Consider the following 382-nt stretch of genomic DNA (forward strand, 5'->3'; position numbering starts at 1 on the left):
TTCATGTCTTTTTTTAACGCTTCAGCCACTTTTCCCACCATTTCTTTGGCTTTTGATCTTGAACTGGACCTTGCTTAGATGATTTATCCTCAGCACCGTAGCACACACCTGTCGGCTCCGTTCCTTCTATAAAATAGGTGAATACCTTTGATTCACATCCTGGGCCTGCGAGATCGCCGGTTGTTGGATTGATATACACACCTTTTACGCCGTCTGGCGGCATGAAGGAGGAGCCTGGCTGTTTGGAGAGGGCTGATTCCATAAAAGATGCCCATATCTTTTTTGCATAGGCTGTTTCTTCGACCGAGTCAATGGTGCGCCCTGTATCATAGCCTGTCCACACACCTGTGACGAGCTGGGGAGAGAAGCCGATCATCCAGCT

At 48.4% G+C, this 382-nt stretch carries 1 protein-coding gene; it reads right to left on the reverse strand.

Features of this window, described 5'->3' with window-relative positions; genetic code table 11:
• Positions 1-13: 13 nt before the first annotated feature.
• On the reverse strand, positions 14-382 hold a 369-nt coding region (locus tag ACOV8S_RS31595; protein WP_448321899.1), incomplete at its 5' end, for a hypothetical protein.

It is taken from the genome of Streptomyces sp. CO7 (genome assembly GCF_053474865.1).